This window comes from Streptomyces sp. NPDC048484 (genome assembly GCF_040651415.1).
Lineage (GTDB): Bacteria > Actinomycetota > Actinomycetes > Streptomycetales > Streptomycetaceae > Streptomyces.
This window is the reverse complement of the sequence record NZ_JBEZJY010000054.1, coordinates 20111-39040: the sequence shown is the minus strand read 5'-3', so window position 1 is coordinate 39040 and position 18930 is coordinate 20111. Positions and strand designations below refer to the sequence as shown.

16 protein-coding genes are annotated in these 18930 nt (G+C 70.8%); 8 read left to right on the top strand and 8 right to left on the bottom strand.

Translation table 11 applies throughout. The features are described 5' to 3' along the window. Positions 1–313: 313 nt before the first annotated feature. On the top strand, positions 314–2725 hold the full coding sequence (locus tag AB0D14_RS37810) for a phosphoketolase family protein (protein WP_362787777.1): 2412 nt from the start codon (positions 314–316) through the stop codon (positions 2723–2725). Positions 2726–2775: 50 nt separating this feature from the next. Then, on the top strand, positions 2776–3795 hold the full coding sequence (locus AB0D14_RS37805; RefSeq protein ID WP_362787774.1) for a universal stress protein: 1020 nt from the start codon (positions 2776–2778) through the stop codon (positions 3793–3795). A 44-nt stretch (positions 3796–3839) separates the two neighbouring features. Here the strand turns inward: AB0D14_RS37805 and AB0D14_RS37800 are convergent, their stop codons facing one another. Continuing rightward, positions 3840–4541 carry a ferredoxin reductase gene (locus AB0D14_RS37800; protein ID WP_362787772.1) on the bottom strand — a complete coding sequence of 234 codons (702 nt, stop codon included), beginning with the start codon at positions 4539–4541 and terminating at the stop codon, positions 3840–3842. A gap of 163 nt (positions 4542–4704) precedes the next feature. Continuing rightward, complete coding sequence (locus tag AB0D14_RS37795) at positions 4705–5310, bottom strand: sulfite oxidase-like oxidoreductase (RefSeq protein WP_362787768.1); 606 nt, start codon at positions 5308–5310, stop codon at positions 4705–4707. A gap of 278 nt (positions 5311–5588) precedes the next feature. Between AB0D14_RS37795 and AB0D14_RS37790 the strand changes: the two genes are divergently transcribed. Beyond that, on the top strand, positions 5589–6509 hold the full coding sequence (locus AB0D14_RS37790; RefSeq protein ID WP_362787765.1) for an NADP-dependent oxidoreductase: 921 nt from the start codon (positions 5589–5591) through the stop codon (positions 6507–6509). 173 nt (positions 6510–6682) lie between these two features. Here the strand turns inward: AB0D14_RS37790 and AB0D14_RS37785 are convergent, their stop codons facing one another. Then, positions 6683–7156 carry a MarR family winged helix-turn-helix transcriptional regulator gene (locus tag AB0D14_RS37785; protein ID WP_362787818.1) on the bottom strand — a complete coding sequence of 158 codons (474 nt, stop codon included), beginning with the start codon at positions 7154–7156 and terminating at the stop codon, positions 6683–6685. Positions 7157–7458: 302 nt separating this feature from the next. Here AB0D14_RS37785 and AB0D14_RS37780 point away from each other — a divergent pair, with 302 nt between their 5' ends. The 3 genes from AB0D14_RS37780 to AB0D14_RS37770 all read left to right on the top strand — a co-directional run bounded on the left by AB0D14_RS37780 (position 7459) and on the right by AB0D14_RS37770 (position 11099). Further along, positions 7459–8262 carry a putative protein N(5)-glutamine methyltransferase gene (locus AB0D14_RS37780; protein ID WP_362787763.1) on the top strand — a complete coding sequence of 268 codons (804 nt, stop codon included), beginning with the start codon at positions 7459–7461 and terminating at the stop codon, positions 8260–8262. Between the two features lie 161 nt (positions 8263–8423). After that, positions 8424–10439: an NADPH-dependent 2,4-dienoyl-CoA reductase gene (locus tag AB0D14_RS37775; RefSeq protein WP_362787760.1), complete on the top strand. Its 2016-nt coding sequence runs from the start codon at positions 8424–8426 to the stop codon at positions 10437–10439. A 69-nt stretch (positions 10440–10508) separates the two neighbouring features. After that, positions 10509–11099 carry a PadR family transcriptional regulator gene (locus AB0D14_RS37770; protein WP_362787757.1) on the top strand — a complete coding sequence of 197 codons (591 nt, stop codon included), beginning with the start codon at positions 10509–10511 and terminating at the stop codon, positions 11097–11099. Between the two features lie 103 nt (positions 11100–11202). Here AB0D14_RS37770 and AB0D14_RS37765 read toward each other — a convergent pair whose 3' ends face one another. After that, a complete protein-coding gene (locus AB0D14_RS37765; RefSeq protein ID WP_362787754.1) occupies positions 11203–11751 on the bottom strand; it encodes a hypothetical protein in 549 nt (182 codons plus the stop codon). Between the two features lie 302 nt (positions 11752–12053). Next, a complete protein-coding gene (locus tag AB0D14_RS37760; RefSeq protein ID WP_362787815.1) occupies positions 12054–12998 on the bottom strand; it encodes a fibronectin type III domain-containing protein in 945 nt (314 codons plus the stop codon). 429 nt (positions 12999–13427) lie between these two features. On the opposite strand from AB0D14_RS37760, the gene AB0D14_RS37755 reads away from it, so the two are divergent. Continuing rightward, entirely contained in the window at positions 13428–14153 is a 726-nt protein-coding gene (locus tag AB0D14_RS37755) for a glycoside hydrolase family 75 protein (RefSeq protein ID WP_362787752.1), read from the top strand. Positions 14154–14206: 53 nt separating this feature from the next. On the opposite strand, the gene AB0D14_RS37750 is transcribed toward AB0D14_RS37755, so the two are convergent. From AB0D14_RS37750 to dhaK, 3 genes are all read right to left on the bottom strand, one after another. Next, on the bottom strand, positions 14207–14647 hold the full coding sequence (locus AB0D14_RS37750) for a PTS fructose transporter subunit IIA (protein ID WP_362787812.1): 441 nt from the start codon (positions 14645–14647) through the stop codon (positions 14207–14209). A 1-nt stretch (position 14648) separates the two neighbouring features. Next, positions 14649–15248: a dihydroxyacetone kinase subunit DhaL gene (gene dhaL, locus AB0D14_RS37745; protein WP_362787809.1), complete on the bottom strand. Its 600-nt coding sequence runs from the start codon at positions 15246–15248 to the stop codon at positions 14649–14651. Between the two features lie 110 nt (positions 15249–15358). Beyond that, the gene (dhaK, locus tag AB0D14_RS37740) at positions 15359–16351 is read right to left on the bottom strand and encodes a dihydroxyacetone kinase subunit DhaK (protein WP_362787749.1); all 993 of its coding nucleotides are present in this window, start codon (positions 16349–16351) and stop codon (positions 15359–15361) included. A gap of 1418 nt (positions 16352–17769) precedes the next feature. Here dhaK and AB0D14_RS37735 point away from each other — a divergent pair. Continuing rightward, entirely contained in the window at positions 17770–18732 is a 963-nt protein-coding gene (locus tag AB0D14_RS37735) for a YihY/virulence factor BrkB family protein (RefSeq protein ID WP_362787746.1), read from the top strand. Positions 18733–18930: the final 198 nt, after the last annotated feature.

Here is an 18930-nt window from a genome sequence, read left to right as displayed (position 1 = left end):
GCACCGCTGTACGTCGTCCGTCTGCCCCGCAAAGGCCGGACGGACCCCTCCAAGGGCCGGTTTGCCACTCCCGCCCGGCCGGTTTCCGGTGCGAGCGTCACGACGGCCGCGCCGAGCAGGCCCCATCGAACGCGAACGGCCACCGCCGAGAGCGACCGCAACCGAACGCGACGGCCACCGCCGGGAGTGACCGCCGCCGAACACGAACGGCCGAAGAACGCGTCCCTGAACGACTGATCGGCGCCCCGTGTGGAACCCGCGTCCCATCCCTCGGAACATCGGAATCGGAACATCGGAACAGGAGTCCCTCCTCATGGCCAAGGACCGCATGGCATCGCTCGACGCACACTGGCGTGCCGCGAACTACCTGGCCGTCGGACAGATCTACCTGCTCGGCAACCCGCTGCTGACCGAGCCCCTGCAGCCCGAGCACATCAAGCCGCGGCTGCTCGGACACTGGGGTACCTCTCCCGGGCTCAACCTGGTGCACACCCATCTCAACCGTGTCATCGCCGAGCGTGACCTCGACGCGATCTGCGTATGGGGGCCCGGCCACGGCGGCCCCGCGGTCCTCGCGAACTCCTGGCTGGAGGGCAGTTACACGCAGACGTACCCGGACATCACACGGGACGCCGCCGGCATGGAGCGGCTCTTTCGGCAGTTCTCCTTTCCCGGAGGCGTCCCCAGCCATGTCGCCCCCGAGACCCCCGGCTCCCTCCACGAGGGCGGTGAGCTGGGCTACTCGCTCGCCCACGCGTACGGGGCGGCCTTCGACAACCCGGACCTGCTGGTCACCTGCGTGATCGGGGACGGCGAGGCCGAGACGGGACCGCTCGCCGCTTCCTGGCACTCCAACAAGTTCCTCGACCCGGTCCACGACGGCGCGGTGCTGCCCGTCCTGCACCTCAACGGCTACAAGATCGCCAACCCCACCGTGCTCGCGCGGCTGCCACGTGCCGAACTCGACGAGCTTCTGCGGGGCTACGGTCACGAGCCCCTCCATGTGTCCGGCGACGATCCGCGCCGCGTACACCGGGAGCTGGCGAAAGCCATGGACCTGGCGCTGGACCGCATCGCGCGCATCCAGCAGGAGGCCCGCACCGGGAGGAAGGGCGAGGCCAGGAAGGGCGAGGCCAGGAAGAGTCAGGGTGGGAAGGGCCAGGGCGCAAGGAGCGAGCGCCCCCGCTGGCCCGTCATCGTGCTGCGGACCCCGAAGGGCTGGACCGGCCCCGCCGAGGTCGACGGGGAGCCGGTCGAGGGGACCTGGCGCTCCCACCAGGTCCCGCTCGCCGGTGTCCGTGAGAACCCCGAGCACCTGCGGCAGCTGGAGGCCTGGCTGCGCTCCTACCGTCCCGAGGAACTCTTCGACGCCGAGGGCCGCCCCAGCCGCCTCGTCCTCGACTGCGTGCCCGAGGGCCCCCGCCGCCTCGGCGCGAACCCGCACACCAACGGTGGCCTGCTGCTGAGTTCGCTGCCCATGCCGCGCCTGGAGGACTTCGCCGTCCCCGTGGACAAACCCGGCGCGAGCACGCACGAGCCCACCCGGGTCCTGGGCGGCATGCTCGCCCGGATCATGGCCGACACGGCGGAGCGGCGCGACTTCCGTGTCGTGGGCCCGGACGAGACCGAGTCGAACCGGCTGGGTGCGCTGTACGAGGCGACGGGCAAGGCCTGGCAGGCCGAGGTCATCGGCACCGACGAGCATCTGGCCCGCGACGGCCGCGTGGTGGAGGTCCTGTCCGAACACCTCTGCCAGGGCTGGCTGGAGGGCTACCTCCTCACCGGCCGGCACGGACTGTTCTCCTCGTACGAGGCGTTCGTCCACATCGTCGACTCCATGGCCAACCAGCACATCAAGTGGCTGAAGACAGCACGGGAGTTGCCGTGGCGGGCGCCGCTGGCATCCCTCAACTACCTGCTGACCTCGCACGTCTGGCGCCAGGACCACAACGGCTTCTCGCACCAGGACCCGGGCTTCGTCGACCACGTCCTCAACAAGAGCCCGGAGGTCGTCCGGGTCTATCTGCCGCCGGACGCCAACACGCTGCTGTCCGTGGCGGACCACGCCCTGCGCAGCCGCGACCACGTGAACGTGATCGTCGCCGGGAAGCAGCCCTGCTTCGACTGGCTGTCCATGGACCAGGCCCGCGCCCACTGCGCCCGGGGCGCGGGCATCTGGGAGTGGGCCGGGACGGAGGACGGAGACCGCGAACCGGATGTCGTGCTGGGCTGCGCCGGCGACGTGCCCACTCAGGAAGTCCTCGCCGCGGCCGGGCTGTTGCGCACCCACCTGCCCGACCTGGCCGTCCGGGTCGTCAACGTCGTCGACATCGCCCGCCTGATGCCGCAGGGTGAACACCCGCACGGGATGGCCGACTTCGAGTACGACGCCCTCTTCACCGCGGACAAGCCGGTGATCTTCGCCTACCACGGCTATCCCTGGCTGATCCACCGGCTGGCCTACCGGCGCACCGGCCACGCCCACCTCCATGTGCGCGGCTACCGGGAGTCGGGCACCACCACGACCCCCTTCGACATGGTCGTCCGCAACGACCTCGACCGGTACCGCCTCGTCATGGACGTCATCGACCGTGTCCCGGGTCTCGCCGTGCGCGCGGCCGGCGTACGTCAGCGGATGGCCGACGTACGCACCCGCCACGAGGCCTGGATCCGCGAACACGGCACAGACATGCCCGAGATCGCCGAGTGGACCTGGTCCGGCTGACGACGAGAAGACCGAAAAGCACGCGTGATGAACTGGGAAAGGCGCCGACCATGAGGAAGGACATCCGAACCGTCACCGTGGGCGTCGACGGCTCCCGCGCCAGTCTCGACGCCGCCGACTGGGCGGCCCGCGAGGCCGAGCGCCGCCGTCTCACCCTGCGGCTGCTGCAGGCGGGCGGCGAACCCACGGCACCTGCATCCGTATCCGCCTCCGCCTCCACGTCGGCCTCCGCACCTGCGCCCGCACCGGTGCCCGCACCCGCACCGGTGCCTCCATTCGCATCCGTACACCGACTTCGCCCCCGACCCCTGCCCCGCCCCCGGTCGATCCTCGGGTCGTCAGCGCCCCCGGCCGGCGAGCTTCAGCGGGGCATCCTGGACCGGGCCGCCGTGCAACTCGCCTACGGGCACCCGGCGTTGGACATTGTCGCCCGCCGAGTCGCCACTCCGGCCGTTCCGGCGCTGCTCGCCGTCGCCGTGGAGTCCGAGACCCTGGTCATGGGCTCACGCGGCTTCACAGGTTTCCTGGTCGGCTCGGTCGCTCTCGCCGTGGCCGCGGGCGCCGCATGCCCGGTGGTGCTGGTTCGCGCGGGCGAACTCCCTCCGGACGAGCGCGTACCGGTCGACCACACCACCCCGCCGGCCCGGGCCCCGTACTTGCCGGTGGTCCTCGGCCTCGACCTGGACCACTCGGCCGACGACCTCATCGGCTACGCCTTCGACGCGGCCGCGGTCCGGTCGGCGCCGCTGCATGTCCTGCACGCCTGGACGCTGCCCTCGCCGCGCCGCTGTGCCACCGGCGCGAGGGCTCCCATCGACACGGCCGACCAACAGGACAGCAGGGAGCGTTCCCTGGCGGCGGTTCTGCAGCCGTGGCGCCACAAGTATCCGGAGACCGAGGTCTCGGAGCAGGTCGTGTACGGGCACGCAGGTCATCACCTACTGAAAGCCTCGACCCGGGCGAGCCTGCTCGCCATCGGCCGGGCCCCGGCAGGCAAGAGCCTGGGCAGCGCGGCGCACTCCCTGGTCCACCACTCCACCTGCCCGGTCGCCGTGGTTCCCCACGACTGAGCCACGACTGAGCCATGACCGACCCCCGACTGACCGCGACCGGTTCAGCCGAAGCGTTCGATGCGGATACGGTCCACCGGCTGGCCCGCGTCCACCAGTAGCCGCGAGGCATGCTCGGCGAACCCGTTCGAGCCGCACACATAGGCCTCCCACCCACCATCGGGCCGGTGGGCCAGGAGCTGTTCCACATGTGCGGCCGACACACGTCCCACGGCCACACCCTGGGGAGCGCTGCGTGTGAACACCGCGGTGGTCTCGGCGCCGTACTCCGACGCGTAGATCAGCTCCTCGGGGCCGCGTGCCGACACGAGCAGCCGCAGCGGCACCGCCAGGTTCCGCGCACGGTGGTGGCGGACCATCGACATCAGCGGTACGACACCTGAGCCCGCTCCGATGAGCAGGGCGGGACGGTCACCGGGCCAGGCGAAGAAGCCGCTGAGCGGCCCACGCAGCTCGACCTCGTCACCGGGCTTCGCGACCGTGTGGAACCAGCCGGAAACCTCACCGCCGTCGATGTGGTCGAGGGTGAGTTCGACGTGTCCGCTGTCGTCGGGGGGCGACGCGATCGAGTAGTGCCGCTGGGCTACGTAGCCGTCCTGCGCCCGCAGCCGGAGCATCAGGTGCTGCCCGGGCAGATGGCCCGCCCACTGCGGCACGGCGAACCGGAAGGTCGCCGCGTGCGGTGTCTCCCGTCGGATCTCGGTGAGGGTGGCACGCTGCCAGGTGGCAGCGGCGCGGTTGCTCACGGCGATGCGGCCGGGTACGGCGAACCGTGTCGGGGGCGTCCAGCCCGCAGGTCCGGAGGCCGCCGAAGACGCGCGGGCCGAAGACGGGCGGGCCGAAGGCGTGGGGTCCGTCGAAGACGCGGAATCCGCCGGAAATGCGGAGTTCGTCGAGGACATCGGGGTCTCAGTCACCGGAGTAGCGCTGCTCTTCCCAGGGGTTGCCGCGGTGGTGGTAGCCGTTCTGCTCCCAGAAACCCGGCTCGTCGTGGTCGAGGAGACGGATGCCCGCGACCCACTTGGCGCTCTTCCAGAAGTACAGGTGCGGCACGAGCAGTCGCGCCGGACCACCGTGCTCGGCGGGCAGCGGCCCGTCCCCGTACTCCCAGACGATCCAGGCCCGGCCGCCTGTGAGATCCGCGAGCGGCAGGTTCGTGGTGTAGCCCGTGTGCGAGTAGGCGACCGCGTGGGTGGCTTCGGCGGACGGGCGGGCCGGCTCGAGGAACGCGTCGAGCGACACGCCCGCGAAGCGCACCCCGAACTTCGACCAGCTCGTCACGCAGTGGATGTCCCCCTCGTAGGCGGACGGCGGCAGCGCATGCGCCTCGTCCCAGGTCCAGGTGCGCGGCTCGGCGACCAGCCCGTCGACGGTGAACGTCCACTCCGAAGGCGTCAGCTCCGGTGTGACCTCCGCCGACAGGACGGGCCAGTCGTCGCCGGCGTCGTACTGGCCGGGCGGCAGTCCGTCGTTCCGGACGCGCGGTCGTCCGGCGAAGCCCCGGGTCACGTTCATCGGGTCATGCCCATCGGGTCACGTTCATACGAGTGGTGCCTCCAGGCCGGCCAGGCCGCCGCCCTTGATCGTTGTGTACGTCCTCAACGGTACCGGGCCCGCCGGTGAGCCCCGTCCCCGGACCATTGCCACCGCGTGAGCACTCTCCGGTCCTGGACCCTCCCGGGAATAGCGGCACCCGCGATCTTTCTTGCCGATAGTGCCCACCCACGGTGCGTACTGCGCACTATTGGTGGGCAGTCGGCGTGAACCCCGGCGTGAAGGAGAGTGAGAGAGCGATGCCCAAGGCGTACGTCTTCACCCAGTACGGCGGTCCGGAGACCGAGTCATTCGTCGAGCAGGACCGGCCGAGCCCCGGCCCGGGCCAGTTGCTGGTCGCCGTCCGGGCGGCGGGCGTCAACCCTGTCGACTGGAAGCAGCGCACCGGCTACCAGCGGCCCGGCCAGCAGCGGCGTGAGCTGCCTGCCGTCCTCGGCAACGAGGCCGCCGGTGTCGTCGAGGAGATCGGCGAGGGTGTCACGGGATTCGAGGTGGGAGACGAGGTCTTCGGCAACCCCGTCGCCGGCGGCTACGCCCAGTACGCCCTCCTCCCCGTAGAAGTGACCGCGCACAAGCCCGCCGCCGTCTCCTTCACCGACGCGGCCACCCTGCCCGTCGCGGCGGCCACCGCCTACGACGGAGTGCGTCAGCTGGCCCTGCCGACCGGTGCGACCCTGCTGGTCACGGGCGCGGGCGGCGGTGTGGGCGTCGCGGTCGCCCAGATCGCCCGTGCCGACGGACTGAACGTCATCGCAGTGGCGAGCGCGGGCAAGAAGGACCTGGTCGAGTCGCTCGGCGCCGTGCACGTGCCCTCAGGCCCGGACTTCGCCGCGGGCGTCCGGGCCGTGGCACCCGGCGGTGTGGACGCGGTGTACGACCTGGTCGGCGGTGAGGTCCTGGAAGCCGCGGCCGAGCTGGTGGCGGACCGCACGAAGCTGATCACCGCGGGCGGCAAGGACATCGTGGCAGGTCTCGGAGGCTCGCCCGTCGTACGGGCCCGTACCGCCGCGGTGCTCGACGAGGTGGCCCGGCTCGTCGTCGACGGCAGGCTGGACCCCCTGGTGACGCGCACCTTTCCCCTCGAACAGGCCGCCGAGGCGCTGCGTACCGTCGAGGAGGGCCACGCCCGCGGCAAGATCGTGATCGAGGTCGCCGCATGACCGCCACGCCCCGCCTCCGGACAAACCCGCACCGGCCTCGCTGACCGGCCCGCACACCCACTTCGCCGAACGGCGCGCCGGGTGTGTGACGGTGGATCCTGGTCCTGGCGGTCCTGGCGGTCCTGGCGGTCCTGGCGGTCCTGGCGGTCCGGCGGTCCGCGCTCCGACGTTGTTCAGCCGTCTGTGGGCGAGGCGTCCGAGGGCAAGCCGTCCGAGGGCGAGGCCTCGGTGGGCAAGTCGTCCGCGAGCGGGGTCAACGCCGGTCCGCCGCCCGCCGAGTTGTACCGCAGCAGATATCCCGCGAACCGCCGCAGATCCTCCTCGGGCCAGTCCGCCAGCCGCTCGTGAAAGGACACCCGGCGGCTCGCGGTCACCCGGGTGAGGATCCCCGTTCCGGCCGGCGTGAGGTGGAGTACCTGGACGCGCTGGTCCTGCGGATCGGAGCGCCGCTCGATCAGACCGGCCCTTTCGAGGGCCGACACCTGCCGGCTCACCGTGGACTTGTCGAGGGCGTAGTGCGCGGCGAGGTCGGTGGCGCGGCAGCCGCCGCTCTCCTCCAGGTGACCGAGGAGCGTGTACGAGACCAGGGACAGCTCAGGGTGCAGGCGTCCCGCCGAGGCCCGGGCACGACGGGCGAAGGCCGTCATCTCGCGGTGGATCGTCTCGATGGCCACGTCGGCTGTGCTCACGCTCTGCCCTTCCTTCCCCTGTTGGTTGCGCAATACAACCACTAACTGTATGCGGCAGTTCGGAGATCGAGGTCCGTACCCAGGCCTGGGGCGCGACCGTGTTATGTTGCCGTCCGGCTGCGGATCGCCCCAGCCGTGACGGACCGAGGAGGTGAGCCCCATTACCGCTGTGTCAGCACGGGTGCTCTCACCTCAAGGCTTCACCGGCATCAGGTGATTTCGAGGGCGCCCTTCGGTTTCCCGAAAGGCTCTCGGCTTCCATGCCACCTTCTTACGCCCAGGTCGTCACCACGCTTCGGTCCGCCGGCTGTGTCTTCGCCGAGGACGAGGCGCGACTGATCCTCTCCACCGCCCGCACGCCGGTCGAACTCGCCGCCATGGTGGACCGTCGCGTCGCGGGCCGGCCTCTCGAACACGTTCTGGGCTGGGCCGGGTTCAGCGGTCTGCGGATCGCCGTGGAACCCGGTGTGTTCGTGCCCCGCCGGCGTACCGAGTTCCTGGTCCAGCAGGCCGTCGCTCTCGCCTCCGAGCTTCCGGTCGTCGTTCCGGTCGCTGCTTCGGTCGGTGCTCCGGTCGTTGTGGACCTGTGCTGCGGCTCGGGCGCCGTGGGCGCCGCGCTCGCCGCCTCCCTCCCCGGTGCGGAACTGCACGCCGTGGACATCGACCCCGTCGCCGTGAGCTGCGCCCGCCGAAACATCGGCGCACGTGGCCAGGTCTACGAAGGCGACCTCTTCGGGCCGTTGCCGCACGGCCTGCGTGGGCGGGTCGGCGTCCTGGCAGCCAACGTGCCGTACGTCCCCACCGGGGAGGTGGGACTCCTGCCGCCGGAAGCCCGCGACCACGAACCGCTCGTCGCGCTGGACGGGGGAGGGGACGGGCTAGACGTGCTGCGTCGTGTCGCCGCCGAGGCGCCCCGCTGGCTGGCCTCCGGCGGGGGGCTGCTCGTCGAGACGAGTGAGCGGCAGGTGGAGCGGGCCGTCGGGATCTTCGCCGACGCGGGGCTGAGGCCTCGTCTTGAGGTGTCGGAGGAGCTGTACGCGCATGTCGTCGTCGGCATGACATAGCTGCGCCGGGGTGGGGGATCAGAGGCGGCCCGTTGTGCGAGGAGGCGGCCCGTTGTGCGAGGTGCTCGTCACATCTGGTCCCTCACCTTTTGCAACTAGTTGCATAAAGGGCGGGGTGTCGTCTACAACCATGGGGACGACACCGCGTACGGAGGAACCCGATGAGCCGTTACCCGCATCTGCTGAACCCGCTCGACCTGGGCTTCACCACGCTGCCGAACCGCGTACTCATGGGCTCCATGCACGTCGGCCTGGAAGAGGCCGAGCGGGGCTTCGAGCGCATGGCGGAGTTCTACGCGGCCCGGGCGCGCGGAGGCGTCGGCCTCATCGTCACCGGCGGGATCGCCCCCAACGAGGCCGGACGGCCCTACGAGGGCGGCGCCAAGCTGACCACCGAGGCGGAGGCCGAACAGCACGCCGGGATCACCGCCGCGGTGCACCGCGAGGGCGGGCGGATCGCGATGCAGATCCTGCACTTCGGCCGCTACGCCTACCACCGGGACCTGGTCGCACCGAGCGCCCTCCAGGCGCCCATCAGCCCCTACCCGCCGCATGCCCTCACGGACGGCGAGGTCGAGCGGACCATCGACGACTACGTCCGGGCCGCCCGCCTCGCCCGGAGCGCCGGCTACGACGGTGTGGAGATCATGGGCTCCGAGGGCTACCTGATCAACGAGTTCATCGCCGCGCAGACCAACAAACGCGACGACCGCTGGGGTGGCTCGTACGAGAACCGCACGCGGTTCCCGCTGGAGATCGTCCGCCGGGTGCGTGAGGCGGTCGGCGAGGACTTCATCATCATCTACCGGCTGTCGATGCTGGACCTCGTGCCGGGCGGCTCCTCCTTCGACGAGGTGATCACCCTGGCCCGCGCCGTCGAGGCCGCCGGGGCGACCATCATCAACACCGGCATCGGCTGGCACGAGGCAAGGATCCCGACCATCGCGGCCTCGGTGCCGCGCGGGGCGTACGCCTGGGTGACCAAGAAGGTCATGGGTGCCGTGTCGATCCCGCTCGTGACGACGAACCGCATCAACACCCCTGAACTGGCTGAGCAGTTGCTCGCCGAGGGGCACGCCGACATGGTGTCGCTGGCCCGCCCGATGCTCGCCGACCCCGACTTCGTGAACAAGGCGGAGGCCGGGCGGCCCGAGGCCATCAACACCTGCATCGGCTGCAACCAGGCGTGTCTCGACCACACCTTCAGCGGCAAGATCACCTCCTGTCTGGTGAACCCGCGGGCCTGCCACGAGACGGAGCTCGTCCTCGCCCCGACCCGGGTGCGCAAGCGCGTCGCCGTGGTGGGCGCGGGACCGGCCGGACTCGCCTGCGCGGTCAGTGCCGCCGAGCGCGGACACGACGTCACGCTCTACGACGCCGCGAGCGAGATCGGCGGCCAGCTCAACGTGGCCCGCCGGGTCCCCGGCAAGCAGGAGTTCGACGAGACGATCCGCTACTTCCGCACCCAGCTCGAACTGCACGGCGTGGAGGTCAGGTTGAACACTCCGGTCGCCGCCGGGGACCTCGCCGTGTACGAGGAGGTCGTCGTCGCCACGGGGGTCGGCCCGCGGACCCCCGAGATCCCCGGCGTGGACCACCCCAGCGTCGTCGGATACCTCGACGTGCTGCGCGACGGCGCACCCGTCGGGGACCGGGTCGCGATCCTCGGCGCGGGCGGCATCGGCTTCGACGTCGCCGAGTACCTGACCGACAGTGGCGACAAGGCGAGCGAGGACCCGGCGACGTACTTCCGGCACTGGGGCGTCGACATGGACTATCGGGCCCCGGGCGGCCTCGGTGCCCCCGAGCGGCCGGCCCCGACGCGCAGCGTCCACCTTCTGCAGCGCAAGGAGTCCAAGGTCGGTGCCGGGCTCGGAAAGACCACCGGCTGGATCCACCGCACCGAGCTCAGGCACCGTGGCGTCACCATGGTCCCGGGGGTCCGGTACGACCGCATCGACGACGCGGGGCTGCATGTCACCGTCGACGGTGAGAGCTCCGTCCTGCCGGTCGACACCATCGTGCTCTGCACGGGCCAGGAACCGCGCCGCGACCTGTACGAGTCGCTGAGCGCCGCGGGTCGCAGCGTGCACCTCATCGGCGGTGCCGACGTGGCGGCCGAACTCGATGCCAAGCGGGCCATCAAGCAGGGCACCGAACTCGCAGCGGCGCTGTAGCCCCCGAGCCCCCGAGCCCCCGAGCTCCGGAGCCCCGGAGCCCTGAAGTCCTGTCCCTAGGATGACTCCATGTCACTCCCGCACGCGATCCTCACCGCCCTGCTCGAGAAGCCGTCGTCGGGGCTGGAGCTGACCCGTCGGTTCGACAAGTCGATCGGCTACTTCTGGTCGGCGACGCACCAGCAGATCTATCGTGAGCTGGGAAAACTGGAGGCCGAGGGCTCCATCAGGGCTCTGGCGTCGCAACAGCCGGCCCGCGGGCAGAAGAAGCGGTACGAGGTCCTGTCGGCGGGTCGCGACGAACTGGCTCGCTGGACCGCCGCGCCCCAGGATCCCAAGCCCCCGCGCGACGCGCTGCTGCTGCGGCTACGGGCGGCGGCGGTGGTCGGCACCGAGGGCATCGAGGCGGATCTGCGCCGCCATCTCGAGCTGCACCGGCGGCAGTTGACGGAGTACGAAAGGATCCAGGAGCGTGACTTCCCGCCGGGCAAGGACGCTCCGGCGGCCCGGCTCCAGCACCTCGTCCTGCGTGCCGGGATCGACCTGGAGACCTTCTGGACGGGCTGGCTCACGCGTGCGCTGGAGGAGTTCGAAAAGTTCGAGGAGTTCGAGGGGTTCGAGGAGTCCGAGCGGCCCCCGCCCGAGGACTCCGCGTCCTGACCCGTGCACCACGGCAGCTCCGGACGCCGCCGCCCCGGCGGTTCGGCGGTTCGGCGGTGGTCCGGCGCCCGATCCCGGGCGCGTTGCCGGACCACCGCCGTTGTCACAGCCGGTTCGGCTTGGAGCGCCGCCGCAGAACCCAGACCGTGGCCCCGACACCAGCGGCCACCAGGACCCCGCCCGCCGCGTAGGTGACGCCGCCGTAGTCCTTCGTGGTGCTGCCCATACCACCCATCACCCCGCGCGACGGTGACGCCGTCGCGGAGATCGTGGGTGTCGAGACCGGGGAGACGGTGACGGACTGGGTGCCCGCCGTCGAACCGTCGGCGCAGACCACGATGACGGTGTAAGTGCCGGCGGTGACGCTCGACCAGGCGGCCGACTGGCTGCTGCTGGTCCCGGACAAGGTCACCTGGCGTCCCTGTGCGAAGTTCGCCTGGCCGCTGGAGAGCAGTGAGGCGTTGCCCATCGATCCGGCGGACCTGGTGACGCACGCGGTGGTGGTCACCTGCACGGTCGCGCCACTGGTGGTCACGTTGATCCCGGTGGCCGCCGCGGCAGCCGTGCCGGACAGACCGGTGGTGAGGGCCAGTGGCAGCGCGGCGGCCGCCACGGCCGGGCCGGAGCGGACGAGTGTCTGAGCAATACGCATAGGACTGCCCTCCGACGGCACGGTGGCGGTACATCCCATGAGCCGCCGAGGGTTGGGAATGCCCGTGCTGCCTTCGGACCGAGCCAATGCGACGATCACCGTTTCCGCATGCGGGCCAGGACCGTTCGAGTGAACAGTTGCGTCGTCCGCTCGGCCACCGATGGCGTACCGGCGGAGGGTTGTCCGATCCGCTCGGCCCATGCGAGAGCCCCAGCAGTCGTGGCAACTACGGACGTCTGGTAACTACGGTCGCCCGATCGTCACCGCCTGGTCGTCACCGCCCGGTCGTCACAGTCCGGTTGTCACTGCCCGGTCGTCACCGTCCGCTCCGTCGAGAAGGCGCCCCAGGTTCCGTCCGGCAGCTTCGCCCGGATTCGCACCCGCTGGCTGAGCCCGGCCTCCCGCCCCACGTAGAAGCTGTACGCCGCCCTGCCGCGGGGAGGCGTCGCGCCCCAGACGAGCGAGGTGACCGGCTCCCGGTCGAGCTGGATCTGGTACTCCGTGATCACTCCGTCCACCTCGGGCTGAGTCCATGACAGGTCGAGGTAGTGGGCCCCGTCCTTGCGGTGTGTCGTGGCGCGGAAGTCGCTGGGCGCCATGCCCGTGCCGGTGCCCACGCCGTTCCCGTCGCCGGGGCCCGCCGGGGTGGTGATCCGGACGGCCCCGCTCGCGGACGAGACGTTGTCCGCCGCGTCGCGCGCCCGGACCGTGAAGGAGTAGCGCGTGCCTGGCCGAAGCCCCGTCACCACGGTCGCCGTCTGGGCGCCGCCCACACTGTGGATCTTCGTGGTGCCCTGATGGATGTCGTACGACGCCACGGCCCGGTCGTCCGTGGACCCGGCCCAGGACAGCTGGACGGCCCGGCTCCCGGCCGGCTTGCCGCGGAGGCGCTCCGGGCGGCTCGGGGCCCGCTCGTCGGCGGCGGTCGCGGCGGGTGTGGTGGCCCCTGCCCGCTCACTCGGCGGCCCGAGTCGGCCGTCGGGGTCCCGCGCCCGTACGGAGAAGGCGTACAGGGTTGACGGCTTGAGCCTGGTGACGTCGACCATGTGCTGCGAACCGGGCACTTCGTCCACTTTCGTGGTGCCGCGATATACCTCGTAGGCGGTGACCTCGGGTTTTCCGGAGGCCCGGTTCCACATGACATGCACGCTGGTCGCACTGCCCGCCGCCGCGGTGACACCGGCCGGAGCCGCGGGCGCGCGGCCGTCCCCGTCCGTGCCCTGCCCGTTCAGGCCGCAGGACACCATGGTGAGCAGCGCGCCCCAGACCACAGTGGCTCGCAGGAATACGCGTCGCACGGCCCTGCCCTCCCTCGACGGGATTGGTCCGGACCAATATCGCGCCACCGGTGCGGCCATATCAAGGGGGCCGCTGTTCGCGATGCCGAAGGTGCATTACGTATGCTGATCCCCTTATCGGCATGAACTCGTTATCGACATGAACTCGCTTCTGTCGCAGCGGAGTTCATGCTGACGGTGCGGAACGCTGTCGTCGCTGATCCCGCGCCGGCGAGGGCGGCCGGGTGGCCGGGGTCTTCGACGATTCCGGCCTCCCGGCCCCCGACAGCACGTCACCGGGCGTGCACCGTACGGACCCTCAGCAGTGGCCGCCTGACCGGACCCCCACCAGATTGAACCGAGTGTTCGTCAGTACCCGCTCACGAGAGGGTCCCTATTGTGCGAGTCCGGTCGCTGATGCTGGCCACGGCCGGCGCTGCTCTGATCGCCCCCACCGCGGTCTCCTGCGCCGCCGCGTCGCCCGGAGCCGGGCATGGGCGGGTCGGGTACGGCCCGGGTGCGGGGAACATACGAGGTGCGGGAGGCGTCGGGGCCGCGGAACTCCTGGCCGCGGTGCACGACTGCGCGCCCGTCTCGCGAGACCGCTTCCGCAGTGACGACGGGGGGCCCGCGGACATCGACATCTGCGGCAAGCGGGACGCTGTCTTCTGGAAGGCCGACATGGACATCGACTGCGACGGCAGGCCGGGCCGGCACTGCAACGAACGTACCGACCCGCTCTTCAGCGACACCACTGCCTACCAGCAGTCCGACGGACGCCAGCTGAGCGCCGAGCGGCTGCCGTACGTCGTCGTGCCCGCGCCGAGTCACCGCTGGAACCACCGCGAGCACGACGTCCGGCGCGGGACGGTCGCCGCGGTCATCCACGGCGACCGTGTCCGGTACGCGGTCGTGGGCGACGTCGGCCCCGACGACATCATCGGCGAAGCGTCGTACGCCCTGGCCCGGGACCTCGGTATCCACCCCGACCCGCGGGGCGGCGGGGCGGCTTCGGGAGTCACCTACATCCTGTTCAAGGGCTCCGGCGCCGCACCCATCGAGAGCCGCCGGGCGGCCGCCGCCCAGGGGGAGCGGCTCGCCCGCGAGTTCGTCCGGCGAAGCTGAGAGCCAGTGCCCGCAACCCGGGCGGGCGCCGGTCCGAACTCCGCCCGCCCGCGTCACACCTTCCGGTACGTGTACGCCTCGGCGGCCGCCGCTTCCACCGCCGCCAGGTCCGCTCCCGCGGACGCCGTGACGACCGCCGCCACCGCGCCCTCGACGAACGGGGCGTCCACCAGACGGGTGCCCGACGGAAGTTCGTCGCCCTCGGCCAACAGGGCCTTCACGGTGAGGACCGCGCTGCCGAGGTCGGTGAGTACGGCAACACCGGCGCCGCGGTCCACGGCGGCGGCCGCCGCGGAGATCAGCTCGGAGCTGGTGCCGAGGCCGCCGTCCCCGTCACCGCCCGCCGGCGCGACCGGAGCGGTCGTGCCGCCGCCGGCGAGTCCCGTCGCCAGCTCGGCGACCGAGGCGGCCACCGCGGCGCTGTGCGACACGAGCACGATGCCCACGAGTTTCTCGCCGTCTGCCGCCGCCGCGTCCGGCACACCCTTCACCAGGTCACTCACCGGCCGCCTCCGCGAGCGCCGCCATCAGCAGCGCCGAGGAGGTGGCGCCCGGATCCTGGTGCCCGATGCTGCGCTCGCCCAGATAACTCGCCCTGCCCTTGCGCGCCTGCAACGGCGCGGTCGCGAGAGCGCCCTCCTCGGCGGCGGACCGTGCCGCGGCGAAGGACCGGTCGAGCGCGTCGACCGCCGGCACGAGCGCGTCGATCATCGTCTTGTCGCCGGGCGCCGCCCCGCCGAGCTGCATCACCGCGTCCACGCCGGTGCGCAGCGCCTCCGTGAGTTCCTGCTCGCCGACCTCGGCCGCGTCACCGAGCGCCTTCCCCGTGCGGCGCAGCAGGGTCCCGTACAACGGCCCCGAGGCACCGCCCACCGTCGAGATCAACTGGCGTCCGGCGAGCGTCAGGACCGCACCCGGGGTGGCTGGCTCCTCCTTCTCCAGGGTGGCCGCCACGGCCCGGAAGCCGCGCTGCAGATTGCTGCCGTGGTCGGCGTCGCCGATCGGCGAGTCGAGGGCGGTGAGCCGTTCCGCCTCGTGTTCCACGGACGCGGCGGTCGCCGTCATCCAACGGCGGAAGAAGTCGGCGTCGAGCACTGGGTCTCCTTGCTGGGTAGGGGTGCTGACCGGCAGTCCGGCAGTCCCGGTCATGCCGCGAGTCCCGGTCATGTCGGTAGTCCTGGCGGGGACGAGAGTCGAGGCGTGCCTCACATGCCCCAACGCAGACCCGCCGTACGCACCGGCGCGTCCCACAGTCGCAGCAGGTCCTCGTCGACCTGGCACAGGGTCACCGAGGCGCCGGCCATGTCGAGCGAGGTGACGTAGTTTCCGACGAGAGTGCGGGCCACCGGGACGCCGCGGTCGATCAGCACCCGCTGCACCTCGGCGTTGAAGCCGTACAACTCCAGCAGTGGGGTGGCTCCCATGCCGTTCACCAGGACCAGGACGGGGTTGCGCGGGTTCATGTCCTCCAGGATGGCGTTCACCGAGAAGTCGGCGATCTCCCGCGAGGTCATCATCGCTCGGCGCTCCCGCCCCGGCTCACCATGGATCCCGACACCCAGCTCCAGTTCCCCGGGCGGCAGATCAAAGGTGGGGCTGCCCTTGGCGGGCGTGGCGCAGGCACTGAGCGCGACACCGAAACTGCGCGAGTTCTCGTTCACCTGGCGGGCCAGCGCCTCGACCCGCTCCAGCGGCCGGCCCTCCTCGGCCGCGGCGCCCGCGATCTTCTCCACGAACAGCGTGGCGCCGGTGCCGCGGCGGCCGGCCGTGTAGAGGCTGTCGGTGACGGCCACGTCGTCGTCGACGAGAACCTTGGCGATCTGGACGCCCTCATCCTCGGCGAGCTCCGCCGCCATGTTGAAGTTGAGCACGTCACCGGTGTAGTTCTTCACGATGAACAGCACGCCTGCGCCGCTGTCCACGGCGGCCGCGGCCCGCACCATCTGGTCCGGCACCGGGCTCGTGAAGACCTCGCCGGGACAGGCCGCGGAGAGCATCCCGGGGCCCACGAAGCCGCCGTGCAGCGGCTCGTGCCCCGATCCGCCGCCCGAGACGAGCCCCACCTTTCCGGCAACCGGGGCGTCCCGCCGTACGATCACCCGGTTCTCGACATCCACGGTCAGCTCAGGATGCGCGGCGGCCATGCCCCGCAGTGCGTCCGCGACAACCGTCTCCGCGACGTTGATGAGCATCTTCACGGGTACCTCCTAGGGGGTCCAACAGGCAGGAGTTCAGCCTGTGTTTTTACTGGTCAGGGCAGGTGGGGTCGGTTGTTGATCTTGGCGTTCCGCGGCGGTCGGAAGCGGGTTGTGGCGGTACTGATGCCGACTTTACTGATGGCCCATCAGTTGTGCGACGCGGTCGGATGCGGGTTGGCAGAAGGGCTGTCCTCGGCAGTATCAACCTTGCAGCAGCGAAGGTCACGTACGTGGGCGCGCATGAGGATGCCTCTGTGTGTGATGTCGCTCTGCTGGGCACGTTTGAGCAGGGTTCAGTGGGGCTACATGGGCCGGGTTGGCTCGGTGGGGTGGCGACGGGAGAGCTTCCTTATGCAGTTGTCTACCGGATGAAGTTGTCTACCGGGTGGCTCTGACCTGCGCCTATGCGGCCACCGATCTGACCTGGGACGATGCTCGTTTCAGCGCCTTTCAGGTTTATGCCGCGTTATGCAGTCGATTCTCCCCACGCGCTCCCCAGCACCGTCCAAACTCCCCGGATTCTCCCCAGAGTTGGCCGTGCTGCGGTGCAGCGGCGGGCTGGGAAGCCAGCCGATTTGAGGCGCCGCCGTAGGCACGGTGAGTGACTGGCGCAGGTAGGGCAGAGCTCTGCCAGCAGCTTCTTCGTCTGCTGGTGGTACACGGGCTACTGCCTTGCTGACCAGCCGGAACGGCGATTTCTGAGCTGTGGTGAGTGGCGATGGTCCGGGAATGGCCCGGATCTTGGTCCGCTGACGAGGAGTTGTTGGACCTTCTGCCGCGAGCGGGCTCTCCGGCGGCTGCACGGGCGTGTGGGGGAGGCAGCGAACTCCCGCTTCCGGTACGACATGGCACAGGTAGGGAAATCCGTCCGAGGGCGTCCAGACAGTCCAATGCGGCCACGTATGTCCAGTTCGGGACCGTTGGGTGGGAGGGCGTCTATGGGGTTGGTGACTCGCCCGTGACACCAAGGAGTCTGCCGGCGGTTCTTCGTGTGACTGGTCAAGAGCGTCTGCAGCATCCTTCGTAGGCTCCGTTGTACTCGGGCTCGCCGCTGTCGAGTAGCGGCAGCAAGGACGCGGTGACGACTCGTCCCGCGACCCCTGCGGGCACAACGCGGCGTGGACAGGTTGCCGTTGAAAGGAATAAAGCGATCGGAGCAGATCGCGTAAGGAAGCCGTCACCTGATCGGTGCACCCCCTTGGTGGGGTTCGGGTTCTCGCGAAGAAGCTCTCCGCCGGGCCCCGCTGCCATGCCCGCCCCGTACTGGCGCAGCGCTCGCGTGTCGGGCGGCTCGGTGGCCGGGGCGGCAGGGGGTGCTGGTGCCGGGGTCGGGAGAGGGATGATGGCAGCCGGGGAGATCCGCGAACGATCGAGGAATCCCTGCCCGTATCCACCTCCCAGGTTCCCGGAGTACGAGCTTGCCCACCCAGAACGCCGCATCCGTGGAACCAGTCCCCAGCGCGCGCGGGCGCACCCGGGGGACACGTCGCTGGGTCTCCGCCCTGCGCCGTACGCCTGTCGCGATCTGGGACGACGACATCTCCGACTGGGCGGCCGCCCTGACGTACTACGCCATCCTCGCGCTGCTTCCGGCGCTCCTCGTCACCGTGTCCGTGATCGGCCTGGCCAACGAGGGGGCCACGACCGCGCTGATCGCCGACGTCACCGCCTTCGCTCCCGCGGAGTCCGGGGAGGCGCTGCGCCGTCCGCTGCAGGCGGCGACCCATGAGCGCACCGCCGTGTGGCTGCTCGTCGCCAGCGGAACCGTGAGCGCGGTGTGGTCCGCCTCCAGCTATCTGGCGGTGTTCCGCCGGGCCCTGCACGCCATGCACCACGTCCGCGACGTCCGCCCCGCCCTGCGCAAGGCCCACATCATCGTGGCCTCGGCGATCGGGCTGCTCGTCCTGCTGATGGCCACCGCTTTCGCCCTGGTCATGACGGGCCCGCTGGCCCGCTGGCTCGGTCGTCGTATCGGCCTGGCCCACGCCAGTGAAACGCTGTGGGCGGTCCTCAAGTGGCCGCTCCTGCTCTTCCTCGTCGCCTGCCTGATCCTGGTGCTCTTCCGCACCGGCCCGCGATCGGCGCGCGGGATCCGCGCGGGCCTGCCCGGCGGAATTCTGGCCGCGTTCCTGTGGCTGGCCGCCTCGGCGGGCTTTGCCCTGTACGCGACCCAGATCGGCAGTTACAGCCGGCTCTACGGTTCGCTCGCGGGCCTGGTCATCTTTCTGATCTGGGTCTGGTTCACCAATCTCGCGTTGTTGGCCGGGGCGCAGTTCAATGTGGAACTGCGCAGCCACGACCGGGGGGCCTCCGATGTGACCCCGGAGACCCCAGTGACCCCGGCGGCCCTGCCGGAGAGCCGCACACCCTCCGCCGGCTGAGCGGCGGCTCGGCCCCGCGGGAGACTCCGGCCCGACTCCTCCCGGCGGGCTGCTGTGTCACCCGTTCTCCCGCACCGGCGTGCCACGGCGGTGGAACGGACATTCAATGCGAAGTGACCCCAGTGACCCCAGTGACCCCAGTGACCCCAGTGACCCCAGTGACCGAGGTGGCTGTCTCCGACAGCGGGAGCGACGCGA

Coding starts and splice junctions, on each gene's coding strand:
- AB0D14_RS37810 (WP_362787777.1), top strand. CDS start 314: ATGGCCAAGGACCGCATGGCATCGCTCGACGCACACTGGCGTGCCGCG.
- AB0D14_RS37805 (WP_362787774.1), top strand. CDS start 2,776: ATGAGGAAGGACATCCGAACCGTCACCGTGGGCGTCGACGGCTCCCGC.
- AB0D14_RS37795 (WP_362787768.1), bottom strand. CDS start 5,310: ATGAACGTGACCCGGGGCTTCGCCGGACGACCGCGCGTCCGGAACGAC.
- AB0D14_RS37790 (WP_362787765.1), top strand. CDS start 5,589: ATGCCCAAGGCGTACGTCTTCACCCAGTACGGCGGTCCGGAGACCGAG.
- AB0D14_RS37785 (WP_362787818.1), bottom strand. CDS start 7,156: ATGACGGCCTTCGCCCGTCGTGCCCGGGCCTCGGCGGGACGCCTGCAC.
- AB0D14_RS37780 (WP_362787763.1), top strand. CDS start 7,459: ATGCCACCTTCTTACGCCCAGGTCGTCACCACGCTTCGGTCCGCCGGC.
- AB0D14_RS37775 (WP_362787760.1), top strand. CDS start 8,424: ATGAGCCGTTACCCGCATCTGCTGAACCCGCTCGACCTGGGCTTCACC.
- AB0D14_RS37770 (WP_362787757.1), top strand. CDS start 10,509: ATGTCACTCCCGCACGCGATCCTCACCGCCCTGCTCGAGAAGCCGTCG.
- AB0D14_RS37765 (WP_362787754.1), bottom strand. CDS start 11,751: ATGCGTATTGCTCAGACACTCGTCCGCTCCGGCCCGGCCGTGGCGGCC.
- AB0D14_RS37760 (WP_362787815.1), bottom strand. CDS start 12,998: ATGGTGTCCTGCGGCCTGAACGGGCAGGGCACGGACGGGGACGGCCGC.